This window comes from Collimonas fungivorans (assembly GCF_001584145.1).
Taxonomy (GTDB): Bacteria; Pseudomonadota; Gammaproteobacteria; order Burkholderiales; family Burkholderiaceae_D; genus Collimonas; species Collimonas fungivorans.
In genome coordinates this window covers 3,642,903-3,668,123 of sequence record NZ_CP013232.1, presented here as the reverse complement: position 1 = coordinate 3,668,123, position 25,221 = coordinate 3,642,903, and the positions used below count along the sequence as shown (strand labels likewise).

Here is a 25,221-nt window from a genome sequence, read left to right as displayed (position 1 = left end):
TTTCTGTTTCCGCACATATGCATGACTCCTTATTGATAGTTGAGAAGCGAGCAATCAGTCGCCGCGAAATCCCTCTTGTGGAGGATGGTCCCGGCAGGCCTTGTTAACCTGCCCCGCGAGATAAAAAAAGGGGCCAGGCCTGCGCAGGTTTTTTTGTGAGGCTGTTTCGGGATCATGAGGCCGCAGCGTGGCCCTTTTTTTATTCTGGACGGGCATCTCTAGTGGGGACGTTAGGACACTGGTATACACGTGAGGGGATAGAGGGTATGAAATACAAGCTGTTGCTGGCCATTTTGGGGGCGCTGGGCATGGAGGCGGGCCTACACCATGCCTATGCGATGGACATGCATGTGCACGGGAACCAGGTGTTCCTGTCGGGCGACGTGGTGTTTTCGGATGGCTACGTGCTGGCGGACTACCTGGCCCGGCTGCGCGTCCAGGGACGGGTCATCGATACGCTGGTGATGCGCAATTCGAACGGCGGCTCCGTAACCGGCGGTTACGACGTTGGCGACCTGGCGCGGCGCCAGGGCCTGAAGACAGTCTTCTCCGGCTACTGCATCTCGGCCTGCACCATGATGTTTGCGGGCGGCGCGGTGCGCGCCTTTTCGAACCTCGACCAGCCTAATCCTGGCGATATCAACAGCGGTCACTTTCTTGGCATCCACGGCATGACCGGCGCTCATGATAGCTATCTGGATTCCAGCCGGAACACTTCTTTCTACCAGTATTTTCTGAAAGCGATCGCCAACGGCAACCTTGCCGCCACGGACGCTCAGTTGCTGGACGATGCCTTCAGCGACCATGGCAACGCATATGCCAGGTTATTCGATCCGGCCGCCGGCAAAAGTCCGTCTGTGTTCTGGTGCCACCCGGACTGTGCCAATCCGAAACAGTACAAGGCCTATCCCAAGGACGATGTCTACAACACCGGATTCGTCACCCAGCATACGCCTGAAACGACCGTAGACTCTGTAACCATAACGGGGCAGGCATTGTCTGGCAACATCAATCCGAACTACGCCAACAAGTATGACCCTGCCGCTAAAAAGATAGATACGACGCTGGTCGGCTGGCTGGCCAACTGGAATCTCCTGGGAGCTTATTTACCCAAGGGATCCGCTCCGGCCCTGAGCGGCGTGCCCTACCTGATCGACCTGGTTGACCAGGAACGGAGCATATACAACGCAATGAGCCCGGCCGACCGGGTCAAGGCGCTCACGCAGGGCCTGAATGCCGTCTACAACGACCCCAGCCAATATGATCCTGATGAAGCCAAGAGCCAGCGCGCCGATCCGAATTCAGACTACAACAAGGCAATCCGGGCCTTCGTAAAATATAGCGCGACGCCGCTGATCGACACGTCGGGCATATCGACCGGCGATTCATTTGGCTTCATGACCTTGGTAAACTCCCAATGGACCCTGCCCAAGGGAATACATACCGCGATGGATGCGCTGGTAATGCAGGACAGCGCCCTGCATCTGCGAGGCGGCATCCTTGACATCCCGGTCAACACATTTTACGGGCGCAGCGCCCTTGAAGGTGAAGGCCAGCTCGGTGAGTCCCAGCTGTGGGCGCGCATGAATTTCATGGATCGCGCCGTCCTGCATCCGACCGGAAAAGGGATCGACTGGAGCGGCAATCCCCGATTGAATGACTATTCGGCGCTGGCCTTCGATATTGCGCCTGGCCAGGCCGGGCAGCCTGCCTTGTTACGATTCGGCCTCTACGATGGCGGCAGCTATACTTCCATGAGTGCGCTGAGTATCCGTTCCAGTACGGCGCAACTTGCCCTGCATATGACTCCCGGCTTTTATCGCACCGCTCAATCGTACGCTTTGGTCGGCTATTCTTCCGGCTTCCGGGCGCAGCTGCAGCAGGCGCAAAAGAATGGCCTGGCTCCCGCCAATGTAAACATCGTGGTTAACCGCTTCGCGCACCTGGTCCGCGCCGATGCGCAAGGCCAGCCCGTGGCCGGCTACGATGTCAACCCCGCCACGGATGCCTTTCATCCTTTCGACGATTCCGTGATCAGTTTCCACGTGTCCCAGAAGGATGACGGCATTTCACTCAGCGCCGACGAAGCGTTTCTCGGCAAGTCCGCGTTCTGCAACCGCGCAGGCTGCGGCCTGGGCAACGCCCTCAGCTCCGCTTCCCAGCAAAGCGGCTCGGCGCTGGCGCCGCTGCTGGGCGGATTGCAGTTTTCCACCAATGCCCAGGCGGCGCAGGCCCGGCAACAGATCGAAGGCGCCGGTTATGCCGCCCAGCGGACCGCCTCGCTATATCTGATCAACGACTTCGGCGCGGCCCTGACCCAGCACTTGCGTTCGACCGACCGCGCCGCCGAGCGGCAGGGTACGGCTGCCATTGCAGCAGCGATGCCGCTCAATTCCGGCGGACCTGGCCATGCCGTCGACGCCTCCAGCATGCTCAGCTATCTGGGCGGCAGCGACGACCCCGTTGCGAAACCTGATGCTCCGGCGAGCGACACCAATCTTTGGGGCCGTGTGTTCGGTCACTACGGACACCTGAGCGGACAGGACCAGATGTCGGCCTGGCGGCAAGACAGCTCAGGACTGGTGCTGGGCCTGGACCGGCGGGCCGGCGAGCGCCTGACCTGGGGCGGCTCGCTCGGTTACGGCACGCTTTCGGTGAACGGCGTCGGCAACGGCTACCGCGGGCAAACCAACGCCATCGACGGCCGCCTTTACCTGCGCTACGCAACCGACCGCCATTACCTGGACGCCTCTGCCGGAGCGACGCATCTGTCCAGCACCGCCACGCGCTCGGTTGACTTGAGCGCCTCGCAACTGCCTTTTTCCGCACAAGCCCAGGCGCGCAACAGCGGCAACGCCTTGTCGCTGCATGTGGAGCACGGCTGGACCCTGCAAGACCAGCGAGGATGGGTGTGGCAGCCGATCCTGCCGGCCATTGATGTAGTGCGCCTGTCAGGCGTCGATTTCCGCGACCAGGCCACGGATCCGGCTATCGCACTGTCAGTGCATGCCGACCAGGTGACCGATACCCGGGTCGGCGCCGGGCTGCAGCTGGCCAAGACGTTTACCCTGGTTTCGAAAGAATCCGTGAATCCCACCAGCTGGACTCCGCATGCCCGCATCCTGGTGCAGCGCGCATTCGGCAACCGCGATGGATATTTTACAAACCGCTTCACCAACGCTCCCGAGGCCGGGACATTCGAAGTGCGCGGGCCGCAGGTCGGTCCCAATCATCTCCAGCTCAATTTTGGGGTGGTGGCCCGCCAGGCCGGGGCCTGGGCAGTCCTGGTCGACTACACCGGAGATATCGCGGCACATGGCCAGGATCAGGGGCTTGCCGTGGGAGCACGGTACACCTGGTAACAATGTATGCGAAAGGAAAGATTTGATGACAGCCAGGGCACGGCTCCGCGCAAGCGGTGAGTGCCCGCAGGATCAGTCGGCGAGTGCCTGCACATGAAAAACCCCGACAACCGGCAGCAATCCAGCCTTACGGCGTCTCCCTTGTTGCGTGGCCGGTGCTTCCCTGCGTTGCGGCGCCGGATGCGGCAAGCCGCATCGGAAAAGCGTTCATGACTCGTCGGGCCACAATGTGGCCCTTTTTTTGTTTTGGACGGGCATCTCTAGTGGACGTCTCTAACTGCCGGCGCCGTGGAACTGTCGCGAGCGGCGCAGCAGCGAAAGATTTGTCTGAAGTCGTTTTTGGGAAAGGAGACCAACAATGAGCACATATTCACAGCGGTCGGACCGGCTGGTGCTGGTGACCCAGGCCGCCGCAAACGCCACCGGCAGGCGGTTCTGTGCGCACCATCAAGGCGAGGTACCCGCAGCCGACGGCGATTTCGTCGAGTGCAACAAGACCCGGCGCTGGATTTGTTATCGCTGCCAGGAAAACCGCCGGCTCCAGCGCGAAGCCGCGGCAAAGCGGGATAAATAGGGCCGGCGCGAGGCCATTTTCATTATGAAACTGCGAAATGCCCAATGGGAAAAGCTGGAACCTCTGATGACCGGGAGGGCAGGGGACAGTGGCGCCAAGGCGCACAATAATCGCCTGTTTATCGATGCCGTCCTGTGGATTTCGGCCGGACACCGCCTCTGGCACGATTTGCCGCTGCGATTCGGCAAGTGGAATACCACCTACATGCGTTTTCTGCGCTGGAATAAAAATGCAGTATGGCGTCGCCTGGCGGCGCAGATGCAAGATGACCAGGAGTTGCGCATGATGCTTGAACGCATCGCTGTCTTTGGTGATGAATGGTGCAAGAGAATCGAGCACAGGTCACACAAGACAGACAGCCAGGCAAGCTATGACGCTGCCATGAAGCAGCTCGGCGGCCTCAGGTCGGCGCTGCCGGCGGAGGATGATTCGACCTTGCATTGGCTGCGTCTGGTACGCGAGTAAGGATCATGCACCACGGCATCTCTGCCGGCGGCCAGGCTTGAGATTACAGGTAGCCTTGCGCAAAACCAGGCGCCACCGCGGCGGAGTGAAGCAGGTTGACGACATGATAGATGCCGAAGATGGGAAGTCCGGTGGCGGCTTGCACTGCCGCAGCGTACGGCTGCAGGTTGGTGCATTCGAACAGGAACGCACCGAGGTCAGGCGCTTCGGCCTGCATGGCCAGGCATGTTTCCATCACTTCGCGCCTGACCTGGTCGATGTCAAGCGCATGGTCAGGATCGCTGCCTGTACCCAGGATGGTTCCGAACGACGGGCGCGATTCCATTCCTTTGATAATCAGTTGCCAGCCGGGGTCGATGCCGGCCGCGCGCAGATGGCCGGCGGACAGGCTGTTGGCGTCGGCGGTGACCACGCCGATGCTGCGCCTGGGGCCTAGCATGCGCCTCAGCAGCGGGACGAGGAACAGGCTGGAAGTAATGACCGGTACGCTGACAGCCTCGGCAATTTCATCCTGGACTACGGTCAGGAAACCGCAGGTGGTGGTGATGGCGCGCACGCCGTCGTTCTCGAGCTCCCTGGCGGCTTCGATAAATGCCGGCAGCAGCGCGCGCGCCCGGTCGGGCGCAGCAACGATCTGCTCTGCTTTTGCCCCCGCCACGACCTTGTAACGCACCGGGAAGTCGAATGTGGTGGCGTTGCCGATATCGCCCGGGATGCGCGGAAATTTCGTATCCAGCACAAGAATGCCGACACTCTCCCCATATGTGGCGCGTCCGCCGCGAACAATCATGTTTTCTCCCGAGTTTGATGCAAGTTTAAGCCGAATCTGCGGCAGCTGAGAATTCGATGTTTCTAAAACCGTTTTACCGAGTAGGGCGCCGGATCGACAACAGGTGCGCGGCCGGATATCAGGTCGGCCACCAGCCTCCCGGAAACCGGCCCCGACGCCAGGCCGACATGGCCGTGCCCGAAAGCGTGGATCACGTCCTGGCAACCGGACGCCGGCCCCAGCACCGGCAGGCCATCGGTGGTGGACGGCCGATGTCCTATCCAGCGCTGGATGGATGCTGTCCCGATCGACGCTGCCAGCGCCGGATAGGTCGCCGCCGCGTGGCGCAGGAGGGTGTCGGTGCGGCTCCAGTCCGGCTTCGCCTGCAAGCTGGTCAGCTCCACCTGGCCGGCAATGCGCAAGCCGGCCAGCGTCGAGGTATTGCCGGTCTTGGCGTCCGCCGGCATCACCGGCAACGCCAGCTTGAAGGGCGGATTTTCTATGACAACGTGATAGCCGCGTTCGCTTTCCATGACGACCTTGTCGCCCGCCAACCTGGCCAGCGCCTTGGAGTGGATGCCGGCGGCAATCACGGCACGCTCGCAGGGGAGTTGACCGCGGTCGGTAAGGACGGCGCGCAAGCGGCCGTCCTGCAGGTCGAGCCCGGTCGCCCTGGCCTGATGCAGGGAAGCTCCCAGGCCCAGCGCATGGCGCACCAGCGCTGCCACATAGGCGCCCGGGTCGGCGCAGTTGGCGCCTTGTTCCAGCAGGATGGCGAATTGATACCTGTGGTCCAGTTCGGGAACCAGCTCGCGTATTGCCTGCGCATCAAGTTCCTTCCAGCTCACCGCATTGTCGCGCCGCAAGCGCCAGGCCAGCGCTTCCGCTTCGAAGGCGGCGCGGTCGGGATAGGCATACAGCAGCCCGCGGCTGATTATCAGGTCGGGCACGCCGGCTTCCTGCGCCAGCGCGCGATGCCGTGCCGGCGCATCGCGCAGCAGGGCGGACAACGCCCGGGCGGTGGCTTCGACCCGAGCCACGCTGGCGCCGGCCCAGATGAACCTGGCCAGCCATGGCAGCAGCGACGGCAGGGCGCTCCAGCGGATGGTCAAGGGGCTGTTTTTATCGAACAGATATCCCGGCAATTTTTTCCACAGGCCAGGCATCGACATCGGCACCACCGAAGCCGGGCTCAGCCATGCCGCATTGCCGTAGCTGGCGGCCTGCGCGCCGCCGGGTTCGCCCGGATCGACCAGGGTGACCTGGTGGCCGTCGCGCAGCAATTCGATGGCGCAGGCGGCGCCGACAATGCCGGCGCCGATGACCACCACGCGCAAGGGGGTGGGCAGCTTCGCGGGCTGGTTGTCGATTGGATTCAAGGTGCTTCCTTCAAAGGCGGCGCCACGCTCAGTGGCCGCTGTTCTTGAAGCGCGACAGGAAACTGCGCGTGGCTTCCTGCACAGGATCGTCGATGACGATGGCTGGCGGCCCGGATTCGACCACGACGCCGTCGCGCATGAAAATGACCTGGTCGGCCACCTCTTTTGCAAACGCGATTTCATGCGTCACCAGGATCATGGTCATGCCGTCCGCCGCCAGCGCGCGGATGACGTTCAGCACTTCGCCCACCAGTTCAGGGTCCAGCGCGGAAGTGGCTTCGTCGAACAGCATGACGTCGGGTTTCATGGCCAGAGCCCTGGCAATCGCCACCCGCTGCTTTTGTCCTCCCGACAGCATGCTTGGATAGGCGTCTGCGCGGTCGCTCAGTCCAACCCGCTGCAGCAGGGCGTCGGCCGCGGCGCGCGCTTCCTGCTTCGGTATCTTCAGCACAGTGACCATGCCTTCCATGACGTTCTGCTGCACCGTCATGTGCGGAAACAGGTTGAAGTGCTGGAACACCATGCCGGTCTTGGAACGGAATTTCGCCAGGTCGCGCGCTTTCGGCAGCGTTGTCTGCTTGCCGTCAAATATGATCGACTGGCCGCCGACATTTACGACGCCAGCGTCGGGAATCGTCAGCAGGTTGATGCAGCGAAGCAGGGTTGACTTGCCGGAACCGGAAGGCCCGATCATCGCCACTACCGAGCCTTTGCCGATCTGCAGGGAGATATCTTTCAGGACAGTGTTATCGCCAAAACATTTTTTAAGGTTGCTGATTGAAATCATTGGGTTGTCCATGGTCATGCTCCCCGGCCGTCGGACACCTTGACTTCGAGCCGCTTGGCCAGGATTGTCGCCGGCAGCAAGATCGCGAAATACAGGATGGCGATCAGCGAATAGATTTCCAGCGGGCGGTAGGTGTCGTGGGCAATGATCTGCCCCTGGTAGAGCAGGTCGGGCACCGCCAGCACCGACAGCAGCGAAGTATTCTTCAGCTGCATGATGGATTGGCTGACCAGCGGCGGCGTCATGCGTTTGAACGCTTGCGGCAGCACCACGCGCCGCATCAGCTGGAACTGGGTCATGCCCAGCGCCATGCCGGCTTCCGATTGCCCGGGATCGATGGAAATCACGCCGCCGCGGATGATTTCAGAGTAGAAGGCGCCGCCGTACAAGGTCAGCGACAGCACTGCCGCCATGCCCGGCGTCAGTTCGATGCCGGTCAAGATGGGCAGCGCATAATAAAACCAGATCAGCTGCACCAGTACCGGCGTGCACCTGAACAGTTCCACATAAGCCCGGAATGGCCCGGATATATATACCTTCGGCGACAGCCGGCACAGCCCGGTGATCAGTCCGACCAGCAGCCCCAGTATGACGACGATGACGGTGTAGCCTACCGTGTAGCCAAAACCTGTGAATATGATGTTCCTGTATTGCCAAAGCGTATGGAAATCCCACTGATACATGCCTGCCTCACAGCTTAAAAGTGAACCTGGGGTGGAAATGCCGTCGGCGGTACGCCGACCAGCGTTTGCATATTGGAAATGATGGTGCTTTTCACTTTGCCTGAGGCCCTGGCTTCTTCCAGCCAGGCATTCACCGATTTGGTGAATGCCTGGTCGGACTGCTTGCGGATGCCGACATTGGTCGGGTTGGTTTCGTCGGGGGACGGGAATACGATATGGCCGACGTTCGGCAGCTTGGTCAGCAGGGCGGTTGAAAGCAGGATGACCAGCACCTGGCAGTCGACGCGGCCGGATTGCAGCGCCATGGTGGCGGCGGCCGAGGTTTCGAAGCGCAATATGCTCGCCTTCGGCAATATCCTGGTGACCAGCTGGTCGTGGCTGGAGCCGACATCGACTGCGACCTTGACGGCAGGTGAATTGAGCTGCTCCCAGCGCTCAAAGTTAAAACCCTTCCTGGCCACCACCGTGTTGTAGTTCTGGAAAATCGGCGCGGAAAAATCGACCACTTCGCGCCGCGCCGGCGAGGGCGCCATGCCGAGCTGGCAATCGATCTTGTTGGTCTGCACGTCGAGCACGGCGTTGCCCCAGGTGGTTTCCACCCATTCGACTTCGGCTTTCAGGTATTTCGCCAAGTCACGCCCCAGGTCCACCATGAAACCCTTCCATTCGCCGCTTGCCAGGTCCTTGGTGAAATACGGCGAGGCGCCGTTGATGGCTCCCATGCGCAGCTTGCCGGTGCGCTTGATCCTGGCGGCGGTCGATTCCGGTTCCTGGGAAAATACCGGGCTGGCCGCGGCTAGCGAGCCAACGGCAATGGCCTGGGCGATGAAATTGCGTCGATTGATATGCATGTCTGCCTTCTTGAATCAGGGTTGGCTGGAAAAGGTATAGTTGAAAATACCCGCTTTGAAGTTGAAAGTCATCCGAAAATGCGCCCGCTGCCCCTCATCCCCAAGCAAGATCAAGGCCTGTGTACTAAGATAATTTGAAAAAGGTTCTTGACTCAAATTTTAGTGTGACTATAATTTCCGACGCCTGACCGCCGCTGTTTCCGTTACAACTGTAGCTGCAATGGACGCTGCGGCGCTGGTGCTGAATATTAAAAAGTTACTGTTGAATTAACGCCTGGCGCGGTTCGATGCGGAAGTAATAAACAAGTAACAAACAAGTACCAGATACGACAAGGTACGGGCCGGAGACAGGAACAATGGAAATGCCACAGCTGGGGAGCTCGATCCGCGCGCGGCGTCATGCTGTCAAGAAGACACTGGTGCAGGTCGCGGCCGAAACCGGGTTGACCGCGGGCTTCATTTCGCAGCTTGAGCGCAGCCAGACCAGTCCTTCCATCACCTCGCTGGTGGTGATCGCCAAGGCGCTCGGCGTGACGATCGGCGACCTGATCAAACAACCGGCGCAATTGCGGCCGGATACCTACCGCAGCCAGCGGCAGCCCTACTCGGTGGCCAGCGGCCGCGTCAAATACGAACGACTCTCGACGGTATTCCCCGGCAGCCAGGTGCATTCGGTGAAGTTCACCATGCCGGCCGGCTACAAATCGGAATTGGTGTCGCACGAAGGCGATGAAATGATCTTCGTGCTGAGCGGGCAGGTCGGCTACACGGTAGGTAAAGACAGCTATGTGCTGAGTGTCGGCGACAGCCTGCATTTCGACGCCAATATCCCGCACAGCATCGAATCGCTGCCGCACGAAAACCAGGTGGCTGAAGTGATCTGGGTCGGCACCGTGGCGCTGTTCGACGGCCCGCAATCGACTGCGTGCCGGGAGCAGGAACAGTTATTACGGGGCACCGAATTTTTTTGAGACGCAGGACAGGTCCGTGGCATGGTTTTTGCTGTTGTTTTGTAAATTGTGAAAACATATATATTGCCCCGGCTGCAGGCGCCAGACACGAGGTCGACAAAGACCTTGGCAATGACAGCGGAATGGAGTGACGATGCACCAAGAATCAATCAGGCAGATGTTCGATGCGGACCAGGCGCGAGGCCGCGATGTTTAAGCCGGCCGTCTACAGCCAGCGCCGGCAGCAGCTGAAACAGCGCTTTTCTTCCGGCCTGCTGCTGTTTCCGGGCAATACCGATGTCTCCATGAACTACCTGCATAACCATTACTGGTTTCGCCAGGATTCTTCGTTTTCGTATTTCTTCGGCTTGAACCAGCCTGACCTGGCGGGGCTGATCGATATCGAGGCCGACAGCGAAATCCTGTTCGGCGACGATCCCAGCCTGGACGACGTGATCTGGGTCGGACCGCAAAGTTCTTTTGCGCAGCGCGCCGAAGCGGCAGGCATCGCCGCGGTGCAGCCATACAAGCAGCTGGCCGAAGTGCTGGCGCAGGCGCGCCGCCAGGGCCGCACGATCCACTACCTGCCGCCTTATCGCGGCGAAACCATACTTGAACTGGCCGGCCTGCTCGATTGCACGCCTGCGCAATGCAAGGCTGGCGCTTCCGAAAGCCTGATGGCCGCCGTGATCGCCTTGCGCGAAATCAAGGGCGACGAGGAAATTGCGGAAATAGAAAACGCCCTGAGCGTGACGCGCGACATGCACGTCGCCGCCATGCGGCAAGCCAAGGCGGATACCTATGAATATCAGGTGGTGGCGGCGATGGAAGGCATCATGCGCAGCCATGACCTGCAAAATGCTTATCCGATGATTTTTTCCCGCAGCGGCGAGATCCTGCACAACCGCGACCACAAGAACCGCTTGCAGGCAGGCGACCTGGTGGTGAACGATTCCGGCGCCTCCAGCCTGCTGGGTTATGCCAGCGACATCACGCGCACTTTTCCGGTCGGCGGCCGTTTCAGCGAACGCCAGCGCAGCTTGTATGAAATCGTGCTGGCCGCGCAGCAGCTCGCCATCGGCGCCATGCGGCCGGGCGTCTCTTATCTTGACGTCCACAAGCAGGCTGCCAGCCACATGGTTGCGGCCATGTCCGGACTCGGGTTTTTTAACGGCACGCCGGAACAGGTGGTGGAGTCCGGCGCTTACGCCATTTGTTTCCCGCATGGCTTGGGCCATCAGATGGGCCTGGACGTGCACGATATGGAAGGCCTGGGCGAGACCCGGGTCGGCTACGACGCCAGCGTCAGCCGCAGCGAGCTGTTCGGCCTGCGCAACCTGCGCCTGGCCAAGCCGCTGCAGGCAGGCATGGTGGTGACGGTGGAGCCGGGCATCTATTTCATCCCGGCCCTGATCCAGCGCTGGCAGGCGGAAGCGCGCCACAGCACGCTGATCAACTACGAGAAATTTGTCGAATACATGGATTTCGGCGGCATCCGGATTGAAGACGACGTGCTGGTAACTGCATCGGGCGCAAGAGTGCTGGGCCCGGCCATTCCCAAGACCTGCGCCGAGATCGAAGCCTTTATGGCGGCCTAGGTGGAGGCCTGAATCAAAGTTGCGGCAAGCGTTTTACATTCAAACTTGTGTTCCCCTTGTGAATCGTTGTTAAATGCATCAGTTTCACCATAACCTAAGGAAAGAGACCTATGATGAAAAGAAAATTGATCGCCAAGGCGGCGCTGCTAGCCGTCCTGTGCGCCACTGCCGGTTATGCGGCTGCGGCCAAGACCCTGGTGTTCTGCTCGGAAGGCAGCCCGGAGGGCTTCAATCCGCAACTGTTCACTACCGGCACCACCTTCGATGCGTCGTCGGTGCCGATGTACAACCGCCTGGTCGAATTCGAACTGGGCACCACCAAGCCGATCCCGGGCCTGGCGGAATCCTGGACCGTGTCGGATGACGGCCTGACTTACACGTTCAAGCTGCGCAAGGGCGTCAAGTTCCATAGCAGCGCCAAGTTCAAGCCGACCCGCGATTTCAACGCTGACGACGTGCTGTTCTCGTTCAACCGCATGGGCGACGCCAGCCATCCGTTCCACAAGCTGGCCGCGGGGCAGAGCTTTGGTTACTACCTGGACATGGGCATGGACAAGATCATCGACAAGGTGGAAAAAGTCGACGACAACACGGTCGTGTTCAAGCTGAAACATCCGGAAGCGCCGTTCATCGCCGACCTCGGCATGGATTTCGCGTCCATCCTGTCGGCCGAGTATGCCGACAACATGAAGAAGGCCGGTACGCCTGAAGTGATCGACCGCGAACCTATCGGCACCGGGCCGTTCCAGTTCGTGTCCTATCAAAAAGACGCGGTGATCCGCTACAAGGCCAACGATGCGTTCTGGGGCGGCCGGCCGAAACTGGACAACCTGATCTACGCCATCACGCCTGACGCTTCGGTACGCTACGCCAAGCTCAAGGCCAACGAGTGCCAGGTAATGGCGTACCCGAAACCGGCCGACATCGAATTGATGAAAGCCGATCCGGCCGTCACCATGATGACCAAGCCGGGTTTGAACATCGGCTACATCTCGTTCAATGTCGAGAAAAAACCGTTCGACAACAAGCTGGTGCGCCAGGCGCTGAACATGGCGGTCGACAAGCAGACCATCCTCAAGACCGTTTACCAGGGCGCCGGCGTTCCAGCCAAGAACCCGATCCCGCCGACGCTGTGGGGCTATAACGACAAGATCAAGGACTACACCTACGATCCGGTCAAGGCCAAGGAATTGCTGGCCAAGGCCGGCTACCCGAACGGCGTCGAAGTCGAGATGTGGTACCTGCCGGTAACCCGTCCCTACAATCCGGACGGCAAGCGCATGGCCGAGCTGATCCAGGCCGACTGGGCGAAAATCGGCGTCAAGACCAAGCTCACCACCTACGAATGGACCGAGTACCTGAAGCGCAGCAAGCAGGGCGACCAGCACTCGATGATGTTCGGCTGGTCGGGCGACAACGGCGATCCGGACAATTTCTTCGCGCCGCTGCTGGGCTGTGAAGGCGTCAAGGGCGGCGGCAATACCGCACGCTGGTGCAACAAGGACTACGAAGCGCTGATCCAGAAAGCCAAGCTGACGCCAAAGCAGGATGAACGCGCCAAGCTGTACGAGCAGGCTCAGGTGATCTTGCACGAAGAAGCGCCATGGATAGACCTGGCCCACTCGGTCCGTTTCACGCCGGTGCGCAAGGAAGTTATCGGCTTCAAGATGGCGGTGTTCGCTCATCACCACTTCGAGAAGGTTGACCTGGCGAAGTAAGCCACGGCCTGATTTTGTTCCATCGCGTAGGGTGGGCACAGGTGCCCACCCTACAATGTTTTCTTTCATCGAACAGGTAACGCCAATGTTTGGATTTCTCCTGCGTCGTGTCGGTCTGGTCATTCCGACCTTTCTCGGCATCACGCTGCTGGTGTTTTTGCTGATACATCTCATACCAGGCAACGCCGTCGAAGCCATGACCGGCGAGCGCGGCATGGACCCGGCCCGTTATGCGCAAATGGCGCACGACCTGGGTCTCGACCAGCCGATCTACATGCAGTACTTCAACTACCTGGGCAACCTGTTCAAGGGCGACCTCGGCATGTCGATCATGACCCACACCTCCGTGCTGAGCGAATTCAAGACGCTGTTCCCGGCGACGCTGGAGCTGTCTTTCTGCGCGATCCTGTTTGCGCTGATCGTCGGTTTGCCGGCCGGCATACTGGCCGCCCTGAAACGCAATACCGTGCTGGATTATTCCGTGATGGGCGCCTCGCTCACCGGCTATTCGATGCCGGTGTTCTGGTGGGCGCTGCTGCTGATCCTGCTGTTTTCCGTGACCCTGGGCTGGACCCCGGTTTCGGGCCGCATCGATATCCTGTTCGACGTGCCGCCGGTGACCGGCTTCATGCTGATCGACAGCCTGCTGTCGGACGATAGCGGCGCGTTCAAGTCCGCACTGTCGCACCTGATCCTTCCTACCATCGCCCTCGGCACCATCCCGCTGGCCGTGATCGCGCGCATGACGCGCTCGGCCATGCTGGAAGTCTTGCGTGAAGATTATGTGCGCACCGCGCGTGCCAAAGGCCTTTCGCGGACCCGGGTGGTGGCTGTGCATGCCCTGCGCAACGCCCTGATTCCGGTGGTGACAGTGGTCGGGCTGCAGGTCGGCACCTTGCTGGCCGGCGCGATCCTGACGGAAACCATCTTTTCCTGGCCCGGCATCGGCAAGTGGCTGGTGGCAGCGATCCAGCGGCGCGATTATCCGGTGGTGCAAGGCGGCATCCTGCTGTCGGCGATCACCATCATCCTCGTCAACCTGGCCGTCGACCTGCTGTACGGCGTGATCAATCCACGTATTCGCCATCGCTCATGAACAACGCTACCGTTACGCCCGAAGTTACGTCTGAAGCCGCACCTGCCTTGCAAACACTGTCCAAGCAGGCCGCACCGCCGCATCCGCTACGCGAATTCTGGGGTTATTTCAGCCAGAACCGCGGCGCCGTCATCGGCCTCGCTATCATCATCGCCATGGTGCTGGCAGCCTTGTTCGCCGATGTGATCGCGCCGCATTCGCCAATCGAACAGTTCCGCCAGTCGACCCTGGTGCCGCCGGTATGGCAGGCAGGCGGCAGCAGCCAGTTCCTGCTCGGCACCGATCCGGTCGGCCGCGACATGCTGTCGCGCCTGATCCACGGCGTGCGCCTGTCGCTGCTGATCGGCCTGGTGTCGATTTCGCTGTCGCTCACCACCGGCGTGCTGCTCGGCCTGCTGGCCGGTTATTTCCGCGGCCTGGTGGAGGTCGCCATCATGCGCCTGATGGATATCATGCTGGCCTTGCCAAGCCTGCTGCTGGCGATCGCCGTGGTCGCCATCCTCGGGCCAGGGCTGATGAACGCGATGTATGCGATTGCCGTGGTGATGCTGCCGCACTATGCGCGGCAGACGCGCGCCGCGGTGATCGGCGAGATGTCGCGCGATTATGTCAGCGCCTCGCGCATCGCCGGCGCCGGCACCTTGCGCATCATGTTCAACTGCGTCCTGCCCAACTGCCTGGCGCCCTTGATCGTGCAAGCCACGCTCGGTTTCTCTTCCGCCATCCTGGACGCCGCCGCGCTCGGTTTCCTCGGCATGGGCGCACAGCCGCCGACGCCGGAGTGGGGCTCGATGCTGGCCAGCGCCATGGAATTCATCCAGAGCGCCTGGTGGGTCGTGGCTTTCCCCGGCCTGGCGATCCTGATCTCGGTATTGGCGTTCAATTTGATGGGTGACGGCTTGCGCGATGCGCTCGACCCGAAACTGAAACGATAAGGCAGGACTATGGCATTGCTAGACATTAAACAGCTGCGGGTCGAGTTCGGCTCGACGGCAGCGCCGTTCACCGCCGTCGACGGCCTCGACCTGAGCGTCGAAGCCGGTGAAGTGGTCGGCATCGTCGGCGAGTCCGGCTCCGGCAAGAGCGTCACTTCGCTGGCGCTGATGGGACTGATCGACTACCCGGGCCGCGTCAAAGGCGAACGCATGGCGTTCGATGGCCGCGACCTGCTGAAGATGTCGGAAAAGGAAAGGCGCAGCATGCTGGGCAAGGACATCGCGATGATCTTCCAGGATCCGATGACCAGCCTCAACCCGTCCTTCACCGTCGCGTACCAGCTGATCGAAACCCTGCGCGTGCACCAGGGTGGTTCCAAGAAAGAATTGCGCACCAAGGCGCTGGCCCTGCTCAAGCAGGTCGATATCCCCGATCCGGAACGGCGCCTGGACGCCTATCCGCATCAATTGTCGGGCGGCATGAGCCAGCGCGTGATGGTGGCGATTGCGATCGCCTGCAATCCGCGACTGCTGATTGCGGACGAGCCGACCACGGCGCTGGACGTCACAGTGCAGGCGCAGATGCTGGAACTGCTGCTGCAGCTGCAGCGCGACCGCGGCATGGCCCTGATGCTGATCACCCATGACCTGAGCGTGGTGGCCCAGACCGCGCAGCGGGTGGTGGTGATGTACGCCGGCCAGGTGGTGGAGACCGGCCGCGTGCCGGATATCTTCAACGGACCACGGCATCCTTATACCCAGGCGCTGCTGGCGGCGCTGCCCGAGCATAATATCGGCCGCGCACGCCTGCAAACCATCCCCGGCGTGGTGCCCGGCCAGTACGACCGGCCCACGGGCTGCCTGCTCAGCCCGCGCTGCGCGTACGCGCAAGACCGCTGCCGCCAGGAACGGCCGGAGTTGCTGGGAGCGGCGCAGGAACAGGTGCGCTGTCATTTTCCGCTGGACCTTGCGGGCCAGCCGACTAACGGCTGGTCGGAAATCTCCCGCAAGACAGACGCCAAGACAGCCGACTTAATGCTGAGCAGTGGGACTGCATGATGATGAATTCGAATATGGAAACAATCGCCAATCCGGTGGTTTTGCTCGAAGCAAAAAACCTGGTCAAGCATTACAGCGTATCGCAGGGCCTGTTCAAGCCAAAGGCAACGGCGCGCGCCCTGGACGGCATCTCGTTCACCTTGCAGCCGGGCAGGACACTGGCGGTGGTGGGCGAGTCCGGCTGCGGAAAATCGACCCTGGCGCGCCAGATCACGATGATCGAACCGCCTACCGGCGGCGAGCTGTGGATGGACGGCGCCAATATCGCCGACGCCGACCACGCCACCTTGAAACGGGTGCGGCCGCTGGTGCAGATGGTGTTCCAGAATCCCTACGCCAGCCTGAATCCGCGCAAGAAAGTCGGGCAGATGCTGGAAGAGCCGCTGATCATCAATACCCGGCTCAGCGGCAAGGAGCGTGCCGACAAGGCGCAGGCGATGATGGCCAAGGTCGGCTTGCGGCCGGAACACTATGGCCGTTATCCGCACATGTTTTCCGGCGGCCAGCGCCAGCGGGTGGCGATCGCGCGTGCGCTGATGCTGGATCCGAAAGTGATCGTGGCCGATGAGCCGGTTTCCGCACTCGACGTCTCGATCCAGGCGCAGGTGCTGAACCTGCTGATGGACCTGCAGCAAGCCAGCGGCGTCGCCTACCTGTTCATCTCGCATAACCTGTCGGTGGTGGAGCATATCGCCGACGATGTGCTGGTGATGTATCTCGGCAAAACCGTGGAGCATGGCAGCAAGCAGCAGGTGTTCAGCCGGCCGCTGCATCCGTATACCAAGGCGCTGCTGGCCAGTACGCCGCGCATCGATCCGGCGCAGCGCCAGCAAAAGATGATGCTGCCGGGCGAACTGCCGTCGCCGCTGGCGCCGCCGCCCGGTTGCAGCTTCAACAACCGCTGCCCGCATGCGGTCGAACGCTGCCGGCAGGAAGTGCCTGTGCTGCGTCCGTTCGATGACCGGCTGGCGGCTTGCCATCGGCTGGAAGAAATCAGCTGACCGGCATTCAGGAGGCGCTGCGATGCAGCGTGATGTTGTGTTTCTTGAGTTTGTACTGCAGGGTCGCACGCGGGATGGCGCAACGTCGTGCGACTTCGGACAGGCTGGCGTGCTCCTTGAGCAAACCTATCAGCAGCGTCTTTTCGTAAGATGAAATCTGCTCTTCCAGCGACAGGACGCTGCCTTGGCTTTGCGCGTCCGGCGCCGGTTCCGCCGGCGCGCCGTGCCCAGGCCGGGTATCGGCCGCATCCTCTCCTATCCAGATAGCCTGGAGCTCGTCGCCGGTTTCGCAGAAAATCAGGCTGCGCTGCATGACGTTTTCCAGCATGCGGACATTGCCTGGCCAGCGGCACGCCTGCAGCTGCCGCATTGCGGCAGGGGCGATCCGCTTGACCCGGCCGCCGGCGACGCCGCGATGCTTGTGCAGGAACGCCTCTGCCAACAGCGGAATGTCGCCGCGCCGTTCCCTGAGCGGCGGAATCGACAACTGTCCGATGTTCAGCCGGTACAGCAGGTCGGGACGCAGCTTCCTGCCTTCGACCATTTCCTGTTGCGTTTCGTTGGCCGCGGCGATGACACGCAGGTCGGCCCGGATTTCCTTGTTGCTGCCGACCCGGCTGAACATGCCATCCTGCAGGACCCGCAGCAGTTTGCCTTGCACCGACCAGGGCAGGGAATTCAATTCATCGAGGAACAGGGTTCCTGAATTTGCCGTTTCGATCAGGCCCTGTCGTTCCTGGGCGCCGGTGAAGGCGCCGCGGGCCGTGCCGAACAGGGTGCTTTCAAACAGGGTTTCCGGAATCGCCGCGCAATTCAGCACTACAAATGGCGATGGCGACGGCGCGCCCGCTCTCTGGCTGGACTGGTGCAACAGGCGCGCGAAGAGCTCCTTGCCGGTCCCGGTTTCGCCGCATAGCAGCACGTTGACGCCGGCCTTGCCAAGCGCTTCAGCCTGGCGTATCAAGACCTGCATGGCGGGATCCTGGCTGACGATGCCATGCTGGTTTGCTTCCTGTTTGCCTGTCGCGATGGCTGAGGTGCCGCTGTCGGTGCCGGCAGCGGCCAGATCGCGCGCGATTTCCACGGCGCCGACAACCGCGCCGCGCCGGTTCAGCAACGGCAATGTGGTATGGATCTGCTGCACCAGCCGGCCTTGCGCATTGACGAAGGCCTGGAAGGCGCCGGTGTAGCGCTTGCCGTGATGCAGGGCTTGCAGCAAGGTGCTGCTTTCCGCATCCATGGCAGGATAAATATCCAGCAATGGATGGCCGACTGCGCGTTCGGCAGGATAAGCGTCTATCTTTGCGCTCTCCTGGTTGTAATAGACATAGTTGCCCTGGTTGTCGATGACGGCGACCGGCTGCGGCATCGCGTCGAACAGCTGGGAAAAAATCGCCAGCGCGCTGGCTAGTTCTGTATCCAAGGGAGTTGCTCCATGATCGGGTCATGGACCAGAGGATGGCGAAATTTTATCAATTCGTCAATTTTCCGTCAGGCCGACGAATAACCGGCATCCGCTGCCAAAAATATTCTTCCAATAAATCAGGCGCTTACCTTGGGTTTTTGTTTGGCACAAAAGCTGCAATAGAAAGAACGATGTTGTTGCTGCCAATCGGTGGCATCGAATCTCATTGAGGGCAGCTTGCATGCGCGATTCCCGTTTTGATATTTTGTTTGAGCCGGTGCAGATCGGTCCGGTCACGGCCAGGAACCGTTTCTTCCAGGTGCCGCACTGCAACGGCATGGGCTGGACCCAGCCGCGGGCCCTGGCCGAGCTGCGCAAGGTCAAGGCGGAAGGCGGCTGGGCCGTGGTTTGCACCGAGGAAGTGGAAATCCATCCCAGCAGCGACTGCTCGCCGTTCAACGAGGGCCGATTATGGGGAGACGAGGATATTCCGGCACTGCAGCTGATGGCCGATGCAGTCCATGAGCATGGCTCGCTGGCCGGCATCGAACTGCTGCACAAGGGCATGTCGAGCGCCAATTTCACCACGCGCGAAATCCCGCTAGGCCCTTCGCACCGGCCTGTTACCAGCACTGCTCCTATGCAGGCGCGCGCCATGACCAAGGCCGATATCCGTGAATTGCGGCGTTGGCACCGGGACGCGGCGCTGCGCGCCAGGCGCGCCGGTTTCGATGTCATCTACGTGTACGCATCGCACGACCTGTCGCTGCCTTTTCATTTCCTGCAAAGGCGCAAGAACGACAGGATCGACGAATACGGCGGCTCGCTCGAGAACCGGGTGCGGCTGTTGCGCGAACTGATCGAAGATACACGCGACGCGGTGGGCGACAGCTGCGCAGTGGCGGTACGGCTGGGCGTCGATGAGTTGCTGGGGCCGGACGGTGTCTCCTGCGAAGCCGAAGGGCGCGATGTGGTCGGCCTGCTGGCCGAGCTGCCGGACCTGTGGGACGTCAATGTGAGTTCCTGGGCCAACGACAGCGCCACTTCGCGTTTCAAGAAGGAAGGCTACCAGGAGGAATACGTATCGTTCGTCAAAGAGCTGACTACCAAGCCGGTGGTGGGCGTCGGCCGTTTCACTTCGCCGGACGCCATGGTGAGCCAAGTAAGGCGGGGGATTCTCGATTTCATCGGCGCCGCCCGGCCGTCAATCGCCGATCCGTTCTTGCCGCGCAAGATCGAGGAAGGGCGCATCGATGAAATCCGCGAATGCATAGGCTGCAATATCTGCGTATCGTCGGACCACAGCAACTCCAACCTGCGTTGCACGCAGAATCCCACCATGGGCGAAGAGTGGCGGCGCGGCTGGCATCCGGAAACCATGCCGGAGAAGGCGGACGAAGGTTCGGTGCTGGTCGTTGGCGCCGGTCCCTGCGGCCTGGAAGCAGCGCTGGCTGCCGCCAGGCGCGGCTACGAAGTGACGCTGGTCGAGGCCGGCAGCGAACTCGGCGGGCGCGTGGTGCTGGAATCCGGCCTGCCGGGCTTGCGCGAATGGGCACGGGTCAGGGACTGGCGGGTGACGCAGTTGCAGCGCATGAGCAACGTCGACATTTTCCGGGGCAGCAAACTGGCCGCCGCCGATGTGCTTGAATTCGGCGCGGCGCATATCGCGCTGGCTACCGGCTCTTTCTGGCGCCGCGACGGCATCGGACGTGCCAACGGGACGCCGGTTCCAGGCTTCGAGCGGCACGATGTCAGGACGCCGGATGAATTGATGCGCGGCCATCGGCCGCAAGGCGCGGTGGTGGTGTTTGACGATGATCACTACTACATGGGCGGCTTGCTGGCCGAGCAGTGCGCGCTGGCCGGCAACCAGGTGGTTCTGGTCACGCCGGCGGCACAGGTGTCGGCCTGGACCAGCGACACACTGGAAGCCCTGGCGATATTGCGCCGCTTGCTGAACCATGGCGTCGAGGTCCATACCTACAGCAACATCAGGCAGTTAAGCGAGGAAGCGGCGACGGTCGAATGCCAGCTTACCGGAAAGCTGCGAGACATAGCGTGCTCCACACTGATCAGCGTGACCGCCCGCCTGCCTGCCGACGACCTCGCCCAGGAACTCGCCGGCAGGCAGCAGGAGCTGGCGACGGCGGGGAACCGCAGCTTGCGCACCATCGGCGACGCTTTCGGCCCCGGCACCATTGCCGCCGCCGTCTATCAAGGCCATCGCTTTGCGCGCGAGCTTGGCGTCGCTGCAGATAAATTGGGCGGTTTCAAGCGCGAACTTCCCATCCTCCGGCAAGAGCTGCAATAATCAGCGCTCATTATCTAATGAACGAAATCGCACAAGGACCTGCCATGCAGCTTATTGATTTCCCCAATCTCGACCAGCTGGTGGCCTTGCGGCACGACATCCATGCCCATCCGGAACTGGCATATGAGGAACACCGCACCGCGGAGCAAGTCGCGACCACCTTGGAAGGCTGGGGGATTGCGGTCACGCGGGGAGTCGGAAAAACCGGCGTGGTGGCGACCCTGAGCAACGGCAACAGCCAGCGTGCGATCAGCCTGCGCGCCGACATGGATGCCTTGCCGATGCAGGAAGAGAACACGATGCCGCACCGCTCGCGGCATGACGGCCGCATGCACGCCTGCGGCCACGACGGCCATACCGTGATGCTGCTGGCCGCCGCGTATCACTTGCACACCGCGCGCCGGTTCGCCGGCACGGTCAACCTGATTTTCCAGCCGGCCGAAGAAGACGGCGCCGGCGCGCTGGCGATGGTGGAAGATCGCCTGTTCGAACGTTTCCCTTGCGACGCCATATTCGGCATGCATAACTGGCCGGGCCTGGCGGTCGGCACTTTTGTCGCCGAGCCAGGCGGCCGTGAGGCGAGCTGCAGCGTATTCACCATCACGGTGCGCGGCAAGGGCGGGCATGTCGGCACGCCGCATGTCACCACCGAAGCCTTGCTGGCGGCGGCGCAGATCGCCACCCAGATCCAGAACATCGTCGCGCGTAGTTTGTCGCCGACCGATCCGGCCGTGGTATCGGTCACCCGGCTGGAGGCCGGGACTGCATTCAATGTGATTCCGGACACCGCCTGGCTGGGCGGTTCGGTGCGTACTTACGACGAACACGTATTGCAGCGCATAGAAGAGCGCTTGCGGCATATCGCGGAACATGTGGCGCTTTCCTATGAATGCAGCATGGATTTTGTCTTTACCCGCGAGATGCCGGCGCTGATCAACGATCCTGCCGCAACCGCCAGATGCCGCCGGGTCATCAAAGACTGGCTGGGCGAACAGGCGCTGATCACTTTGCCGCCGCTGATGACATCGGAAGATTTTTCATTCATGCTGGAGCGGCGGCCCGGTTGCTACGTATTGATCGGCAACGGCAATGACGAACATCGTGACAGGCAAGCCGCGCTTGGGCCATGTGCCTTGCACAATCCGCATTACGATTTCAACGATGCCCTGATCCCGTTGGGAGCGTCGTTCTGGGTACGTTTGGTAGAAGATTATTTACCGGTTTCATGCATAAAACCAGAGGGAGACAATAATTGATGAACAAGAAATTCAAACTGATTGCGGCAATCGCCGCAGCCGCGCTGTCTTGCGCGACCGTCCATGCAGCACCGGCCAAAACGCTGGTGTTTTGCTCGGAAGGGAGCCCGGAAGGTTTCAATCCGCAGCTGTTCACCACCGGCACCACCTTCGATGCCTCGTCGGTGCCTATCTATAACCGGCTGGTGGCGTTTGAACTGGGCAGCACCAGGATCGTTCCAGCGCTGGCGGAATCCTGGACGGTATCGGACGACGGCTTGACCTATACCTTCAAATTGCGCAAGGGCGTCAAATTCCACGGCAACGCCAGGTTCAAGCCCAGCCGCGATTTCAACGCCGATGATGTGCTGTTTTCCTTCAACCGCATGCTGGACCCGCATCATCCGTTCCATCAGCTTTCGGCCGGACAGAGTTTCAGTTTTTTCCTCGACATGGGCATGGAAAAAATCATCTCCAAGATAGAAAAGACCGATGACTACACCGTCGTCTTCAGGCTAAAACACCCGGAAGCGCCGTTCGTCGCCAACCTGGGCATGGATTTCGCCTCTATCCTTTCGGCCGAATATGCCGACAAGATGAAGAAGGCGGGCACGCCGGAAATCATCGACCGCGACCCGATAGGCACTGGCCCGTTCCAATTCGTGTCCTACCAGAAGGATGCCGTGATCCGCTACAAGGCCTTCGATGCATATTGGGATGGCCGCTCCAAGCTGGATAACCTGATTTTCGCGATTACCCCCGATGCATCGGTGCGTTATGCCAAGCTCAAGGCCAACGAATGCCAGGTGATGGCGTTTCCCAAGCCGGCCGACATCGAGCTGATGAAAACCGACCCGGCGATCACCTTGCTGAGCAAGGAAGGCTTGAACATCGGTTATATCTCGTTCAATGTCGAGAAAAAGCCGTTCGACAACAAACTGGTGCGGCAAGCGCTGAACCTGGCGACCGACAAGCAGACGATCCTGAAAACGGTCTACCAGGGCGCCGGCCAGATCGCCAAGAATCCGATTCCGCCGACGCTCTGGTCTTACAACGACAAGATCAAGGACTACAGCTACGATCCGGTCAAGGCCAAGGCACTGCTGGCCAAGGCGGGTTTCCCCAACGGTATCGAGGTCGAGCTGTCGTACCTGCCGGTCACGCGTCCGTATAACCCGGACGGCAAGCGCATGGCAGAGCTGGTGCAAGCCGATTGGGCAAAAATCGGCGTCAAGACCAAGCTGGCCACTTACGAGTGGACCGAATACCTGAAGCGCAGCAAACAGGGCGACCAGCACGCTATGATGTTCGGCTGGTCGGGAGACAACGGCGATCCGGACAATTTCTTCGCCACCTTGCTGGGCTGCGATTCCGTTCGCAGCGGCGGCAATACTGCACGCTGGTGCAACAAGGATTTTGAAGCATTGATCCAGAAAGCCAAGCTCAGCACGAACCAGGCGGAACGCAGCAAGCTATATGAACAGGCGCAGGTGATCGCGCATGAAGAAGCGCCGTGGATAGACATTGCCCATTCGCTGACCCACACGCCGATACGCAAGTCCGTCACCGGTTTCAAGATGTCAGCTTTTGCACTGCACGACTTCTATAGAGTTGACTTAAACAAGTGATATTGTCATTTGATTAATGGTCGTTCATGGAGATTGGATGGCCGGGGACGGGCCGGGCTTGGTACAATGGCAGCTTATTCCTTCCCCTATCCATACCAAGTCCATGATCGACATCCAACTTCTTCGCAAAGACATCGCCAGCGCCGCCGACCGCCTGGCCACGCGCAAATACAAGCTCGACGTCACTAGCTTCAATGCCTTGGAAGCCGAACGCAAGCAAATCCAGACCCGTACCGAAGAATTGCAGGGCCAGCGCAACTCGCTGTCCAAGCAGATCGGCATGCTCAAAGGCAAGGGCGAAGACGCATCGGCCGTAATGGCGCAAGTCGCCGGTATCGCCGACGAACTGAAGACATCGGCTACCCGCCTGGACCAGGTGCAGGAACAGGTCAGCACCTTCCTGCTGGCCGTACCCAACCTGCCGCACGAGTCGGTGCCGGTCGGCGCCGATGAAGCCGCCAATGTCGAAGTGCGCAAGGTCGGCACGCCGCGCAGCTTCGGTTTCGAAGTGCGCGACCACGTCGACGTCGGCGCCGCCCTCGGCCTCGATTTCGACGTCGCCGCCAAGCTCACCGGCTCGCGCTTCTCGGTCATGAAGGGCGGCATCGCCCGCCTGCACCGCGCGCTCGGCCAGTTCATGCTGGACACCCAGACCGCCGACCACGGCTACACCGAATGCTATACGCCCTACATCGTCAACGCCGATTCGCTGCGCGGCACCGGCCAGCTGCCGAAGTTTGAAGAAGACCTGTTCGCAGTCAAGAAGGGCGGCCAGGAAGGCGAGCAAGCCGCCGACGCCGCTGCCCTATACCTGATCCCGACGGCGGAAGTGCCGCTGACCAACCTCGTGCGCGACGAAATCCTGGCCGGCGAAACGCTGCCGTTGAAGATGGCCGCCCATTCGCCATGCTTCCGTTCCGAAGCCGGCAGCTACGGCCGCGACACTCGCGGCATGATCCGCCAGCACCAGTTCGACAAGGTCGAAATGGTGCAGATCGTCCATCCGGAAAAATCCTATGAAGCACTGGAAGAGATGGTTGGCCACGCCGAAAACATCCTGAAGAAACTCGGCCTGCCGTACCGCGTGGTATCGCTGTGCACTGGCGACATGGGCTTCGGCGCTGCCAAGACCTACGATCTGGAAGTCTGGCTGCCGGCGCAGAACACCTACCGCGAAATTTCCTCGATCTCCAATTGCGAAGCCTTTCAGGCGCGCCGCATGCAAGCCCGTTTCCGCAATGCCCAGGGCAAGACCGAACTGGTGCACACCCTGAACGGTTCCGGCCTGGCGGTCGGGCGGACGCTGGTGGCGATACTGGAGAATTTCCAGCAGGAAGACGGCAGCGTGGAGATTCCGGCGGTGCTGCATCCATACATGGGCGGCATCACCAAGTTGAGTGCTAAGTAATTGATTT

The 25,221-nt window shown here is 61.0% G+C and carries 21 protein-coding genes; 14 read left to right on the top strand and 7 right to left on the bottom strand.

Annotated features, from left to right (window positions below):
- Positions 1–266 precede the first annotated feature (266 nt).
- From CFter6_RS15675 to CFter6_RS15665, 3 genes are all read left to right on the top strand, one after another.
- Positions 267–3,362 carry an autotransporter domain-containing protein gene (locus CFter6_RS15675; RefSeq protein ID WP_061540719.1) on the top strand — a complete coding sequence of 1,032 codons (3,096 nt, stop codon included), beginning with the start codon at positions 267–269 and terminating at the stop codon, positions 3,360–3,362.
- Between the two features lie 358 nt (positions 3,363–3,720).
- On the top strand, positions 3,721–3,936 hold the full coding sequence (locus CFter6_RS15670; RefSeq protein WP_061540718.1) for a hypothetical protein: 216 nt from the start codon (positions 3,721–3,723) through the stop codon (positions 3,934–3,936).
- Positions 3,937–3,960: 24 nt separating this feature from the next.
- On the top strand, positions 3,961–4,401 hold the full coding sequence (locus CFter6_RS15665; RefSeq protein WP_082814820.1) for a transposase: 441 nt from the start codon (positions 3,961–3,963) through the stop codon (positions 4,399–4,401).
- 43 nt (positions 4,402–4,444) lie between these two features.
- On the opposite strand, the gene CFter6_RS15660 is transcribed toward CFter6_RS15665, so the two are convergent.
- The 5 genes from CFter6_RS15660 to CFter6_RS15640 all read right to left on the bottom strand — a co-directional run bounded on the left by CFter6_RS15660 (position 4,445) and on the right by CFter6_RS15640 (position 8,870).
- Positions 4,445–5,191 (bottom strand): aspartate/glutamate racemase family protein, encoded by a 747-nt coding sequence (locus CFter6_RS15660; RefSeq protein WP_082814819.1) that lies wholly within the window; start codon positions 5,189–5,191, stop codon positions 4,445–4,447.
- Between the two features lie 62 nt (positions 5,192–5,253).
- A complete protein-coding gene (locus tag CFter6_RS15655; protein ID WP_082814818.1) occupies positions 5,254–6,549 on the bottom strand; it encodes an NAD(P)/FAD-dependent oxidoreductase in 1,296 nt (431 codons plus the stop codon).
- Positions 6,550–6,577: 28 nt separating this feature from the next.
- Complete coding sequence (locus tag CFter6_RS15650; RefSeq protein ID WP_167351403.1) at positions 6,578–7,336, bottom strand: amino acid ABC transporter ATP-binding protein; 759 nt, start codon at positions 7,334–7,336, stop codon at positions 6,578–6,580.
- A 14-nt stretch (positions 7,337–7,350) separates the two neighbouring features.
- The gene (locus CFter6_RS15645; protein ID WP_061540715.1) at positions 7,351–8,019 is read right to left on the bottom strand and encodes an amino acid ABC transporter permease; all 669 of its coding nucleotides are present in this window, start codon (positions 8,017–8,019) and stop codon (positions 7,351–7,353) included.
- 14 nt (positions 8,020–8,033) lie between these two features.
- The gene (locus CFter6_RS15640; protein ID WP_061540714.1) at positions 8,034–8,870 is read right to left on the bottom strand and encodes a transporter substrate-binding domain-containing protein; all 837 of its coding nucleotides are present in this window, start codon (positions 8,868–8,870) and stop codon (positions 8,034–8,036) included.
- 356 nt (positions 8,871–9,226) lie between these two features.
- Between CFter6_RS15640 and CFter6_RS15635 the strand changes: the two genes are divergently transcribed.
- The 7 genes from CFter6_RS15635 to CFter6_RS15605 all read left to right on the top strand — a co-directional run bounded on the left by CFter6_RS15635 (position 9,227) and on the right by CFter6_RS15605 (position 17,227).
- Positions 9,227–9,841 (top strand): helix-turn-helix domain-containing protein, encoded by a 615-nt coding sequence (locus CFter6_RS15635; RefSeq protein ID WP_014006674.1) that lies wholly within the window; start codon positions 9,227–9,229, stop codon positions 9,839–9,841.
- 188 nt (positions 9,842–10,029) lie between these two features.
- The gene (locus CFter6_RS15630) at positions 10,030–11,418 is read left to right on the top strand and encodes an aminopeptidase P family protein (protein WP_061542397.1); all 1,389 of its coding nucleotides are present in this window, start codon (positions 10,030–10,032) and stop codon (positions 11,416–11,418) included.
- 110 nt (positions 11,419–11,528) lie between these two features.
- Positions 11,529–13,136, top strand: coding sequence for an ABC transporter substrate-binding protein (locus CFter6_RS15625; RefSeq protein ID WP_061540713.1), 1,608 nt, complete (start codon positions 11,529–11,531; stop codon positions 13,134–13,136).
- Positions 13,137–13,221: 85 nt separating this feature from the next.
- Positions 13,222–14,232 (top strand): ABC transporter permease subunit, encoded by a 1,011-nt coding sequence (locus tag CFter6_RS15620; RefSeq protein WP_061542395.1) that lies wholly within the window; start codon positions 13,222–13,224, stop codon positions 14,230–14,232.
- Positions 14,229–15,167, top strand: coding sequence for an ABC transporter permease subunit (locus CFter6_RS15615; protein WP_061540712.1), 939 nt, complete (start codon positions 14,229–14,231; stop codon positions 15,165–15,167). Before CFter6_RS15620 ends, CFter6_RS15615 begins: the two co-directional genes overlap by 4 nt.
- A 9-nt stretch (positions 15,168–15,176) precedes the next feature.
- Positions 15,177–16,226, top strand: coding sequence for a dipeptide ABC transporter ATP-binding protein (dppD, locus tag CFter6_RS15610; protein WP_061540711.1), 1,050 nt, complete (start codon positions 15,177–15,179; stop codon positions 16,224–16,226).
- The gene (locus CFter6_RS15605) at positions 16,223–17,227 is read left to right on the top strand and encodes a peptide ABC transporter ATP-binding protein (RefSeq protein WP_082814817.1); all 1,005 of its coding nucleotides are present in this window, start codon (positions 16,223–16,225) and stop codon (positions 17,225–17,227) included. The genes dppD and CFter6_RS15605 overlap by 4 nt, the downstream gene beginning before the upstream one ends.
- 7 nt (positions 17,228–17,234) lie before the next feature.
- Here CFter6_RS15605 and CFter6_RS15600 read toward each other — a convergent pair whose 3' ends face one another.
- Together CFter6_RS15600 and CFter6_RS26485 are read right to left on the bottom strand one after the other, a co-directional pair.
- Positions 17,235–18,650 (bottom strand): sigma-54 interaction domain-containing protein, encoded by a 1,416-nt coding sequence (locus CFter6_RS15600; RefSeq protein WP_061540710.1) that lies wholly within the window; start codon positions 18,648–18,650, stop codon positions 17,235–17,237.
- Between the two features lie 57 nt (positions 18,651–18,707).
- A complete protein-coding gene (locus tag CFter6_RS26485; RefSeq protein WP_167351402.1) occupies positions 18,708–18,875 on the bottom strand; it encodes a hypothetical protein in 168 nt (55 codons plus the stop codon).
- Between CFter6_RS26485 and CFter6_RS15595 the strand changes: the two genes are divergently transcribed.
- The 4 genes from CFter6_RS15595 to serS all read left to right on the top strand — a co-directional run bounded on the left by CFter6_RS15595 (position 18,874) and on the right by serS (position 25,214).
- The gene (locus CFter6_RS15595; protein ID WP_061540709.1) at positions 18,874–20,943 is read left to right on the top strand and encodes an oxidoreductase; all 2,070 of its coding nucleotides are present in this window, start codon (positions 18,874–18,876) and stop codon (positions 20,941–20,943) included. The two genes, CFter6_RS26485 and CFter6_RS15595, sit on opposite strands and share 2 nt — an antisense overlap.
- A gap of 44 nt (positions 20,944–20,987) precedes the next feature.
- Positions 20,988–22,199 carry a M20 aminoacylase family protein gene (locus CFter6_RS15590; protein ID WP_061542394.1) on the top strand — a complete coding sequence of 404 codons (1,212 nt, stop codon included), beginning with the start codon at positions 20,988–20,990 and terminating at the stop codon, positions 22,197–22,199.
- Positions 22,199–23,806: an ABC transporter substrate-binding protein gene (locus CFter6_RS15585; protein WP_061540708.1), complete on the top strand. Its 1,608-nt coding sequence runs from the start codon at positions 22,199–22,201 to the stop codon at positions 23,804–23,806. Before CFter6_RS15590 ends, CFter6_RS15585 begins: the two co-directional genes overlap by 1 nt.
- Positions 23,807–23,909: 103 nt before the next feature.
- The gene (serS, locus tag CFter6_RS15580; RefSeq protein ID WP_061540707.1) at positions 23,910–25,214 is read left to right on the top strand and encodes a serine--tRNA ligase; all 1,305 of its coding nucleotides are present in this window, start codon (positions 23,910–23,912) and stop codon (positions 25,212–25,214) included.
- Positions 25,215–25,221 lie beyond the last annotated feature (7 nt).

What these genes read in the sequence shown, in the direction of transcription:
- CFter6_RS15605 (WP_082814817.1), top strand. Translation starts at nt 16,223, where the DNA reads ATGATGATGAATTCGAATATGGAAACAATCGCCAATCCGGTGGTTTTG.
- CFter6_RS15665 (WP_082814820.1), top strand. Translation starts at nt 3,961, where the DNA reads ATGAAACTGCGAAATGCCCAATGGGAAAAGCTGGAACCTCTGATGACC.
- CFter6_RS15635 (WP_014006674.1), top strand. Translation starts at nt 9,227, where the DNA reads ATGGAAATGCCACAGCTGGGGAGCTCGATCCGCGCGCGGCGTCATGCT.
- CFter6_RS15660 (WP_082814819.1), bottom strand. Translation starts at nt 5,191, where the DNA reads ATGATTGTTCGCGGCGGACGCGCCACATATGGGGAGAGTGTCGGCATT.
- CFter6_RS26485 (WP_167351402.1), bottom strand. Translation starts at nt 18,875, where the DNA reads ATGCAAGCTGCCCTCAATGAGATTCGATGCCACCGATTGGCAGCAACA.
- CFter6_RS15650 (WP_167351403.1), bottom strand. Translation starts at nt 7,336, where the DNA reads ATGATTTCAATCAGCAACCTTAAAAAATGTTTTGGCGATAACACTGTC.
- CFter6_RS15585 (WP_061540708.1), top strand. Translation starts at nt 22,199, where the DNA reads ATGAACAAGAAATTCAAACTGATTGCGGCAATCGCCGCAGCCGCGCTG.
- CFter6_RS15630 (WP_061542397.1), top strand. Translation starts at nt 10,030, where the DNA reads ATGTTTAAGCCGGCCGTCTACAGCCAGCGCCGGCAGCAGCTGAAACAG.
- CFter6_RS15640 (WP_061540714.1), bottom strand. Translation starts at nt 8,870, where the DNA reads ATGCATATCAATCGACGCAATTTCATCGCCCAGGCCATTGCCGTTGGC.
- dppD (WP_061540711.1), top strand. Translation starts at nt 15,177, where the DNA reads ATGGCATTGCTAGACATTAAACAGCTGCGGGTCGAGTTCGGCTCGACG.
- serS (WP_061540707.1), top strand. Translation starts at nt 23,910, where the DNA reads ATGATCGACATCCAACTTCTTCGCAAAGACATCGCCAGCGCCGCCGAC.
- CFter6_RS15625 (WP_061540713.1), top strand. Translation starts at nt 11,529, where the DNA reads ATGATGAAAAGAAAATTGATCGCCAAGGCGGCGCTGCTAGCCGTCCTG.
- CFter6_RS15620 (WP_061542395.1), top strand. Translation starts at nt 13,222, where the DNA reads ATGTTTGGATTTCTCCTGCGTCGTGTCGGTCTGGTCATTCCGACCTTT.
- CFter6_RS15645 (WP_061540715.1), bottom strand. Translation starts at nt 8,019, where the DNA reads ATGTATCAGTGGGATTTCCATACGCTTTGGCAATACAGGAACATCATA.
- CFter6_RS15595 (WP_061540709.1), top strand. Translation starts at nt 18,874, where the DNA reads ATGCGCGATTCCCGTTTTGATATTTTGTTTGAGCCGGTGCAGATCGGT.
- CFter6_RS15590 (WP_061542394.1), top strand. Translation starts at nt 20,988, where the DNA reads ATGCAGCTTATTGATTTCCCCAATCTCGACCAGCTGGTGGCCTTGCGG.
- CFter6_RS15615 (WP_061540712.1), top strand. Translation starts at nt 14,229, where the DNA reads ATGAACAACGCTACCGTTACGCCCGAAGTTACGTCTGAAGCCGCACCT.
- CFter6_RS15670 (WP_061540718.1), top strand. Translation starts at nt 3,721, where the DNA reads ATGAGCACATATTCACAGCGGTCGGACCGGCTGGTGCTGGTGACCCAG.
- CFter6_RS15675 (WP_061540719.1), top strand. Translation starts at nt 267, where the DNA reads ATGAAATACAAGCTGTTGCTGGCCATTTTGGGGGCGCTGGGCATGGAG.